Raw genomic sequence first — 674 nt, forward strand, 5'->3', positions numbered from 1 at the left:
GCGACGCTTCAGGAGGAGATCCTGTGCGTGGCGTTCGCCGAGGTCCTCGGCCTGGACAGCGTCGGTGTGGACGACGACTTCTTCGAACTCGGCGGCCACTCCCTCCTCGCGGTGCGTCTTGTCAGCCGTATCCGTGCCGTTCTCGGTGTCGAGGTGGAGATCCGGCAGCTGTTCGAAGCGCCGACCGTCTCCGGGCTCGCTGCCCAGCTGGAGGCCGGGGCCGGCCAGGCCCGGGTGGCGCTGACGACCGTCGAGCGTCCTGAGCGCGTGCCGCTGTCGTTCGCCCAGCAGCGGCTGTGGTTCATCAGCCAGCTCGAGGGCCCCAACGCCACCTACAACACCCCTATCACCCTGCGCCTGTCGGGTGACGTGGACCGTGACGCGTTGGGTATGGCGCTGCGGGACGTGATCGGCCGCCACGAGGTGCTGCGCACCGTGCTCAAGGTCGCGGACGGCGCCCCCTACCAGCACATCCTCGACCCCGACGAGCTGGACTGGCAGCTGACAGTGGCCGCCGTGGAGCCCGCAGAGCTTGACGTCGCACTCATCGAGGCGGCGCAGTACGCCTTCGACCTGGCGACCGAGGTGCCCATCCGGGCCTGGCTGTTCGATGCGGGCCTCGACGAGCGGGTCCTGGCGGTGACCATCCACCACATCGCCAGCGACGGCTGGTC

1 protein-coding gene is annotated in these 674 nt (G+C 69.6%); it reads left to right on the forward strand.

The genetic code is table 11. The features are described from left to right. Positions 1 to 674, forward strand: a 674-nt coding sequence (locus tag GTY56_RS18320; RefSeq protein WP_161366436.1) for a condensation domain-containing protein, incomplete at both ends; no start/stop codon positions are given.

The sequence above is a fragment of the Streptomyces sp. SID5643 genome, from assembly GCF_009872555.1.
Taxonomy (GTDB): Bacteria; Actinomycetota; Actinomycetes; order Streptomycetales; family Streptomycetaceae; genus Streptomyces; species Streptomyces iakyrus.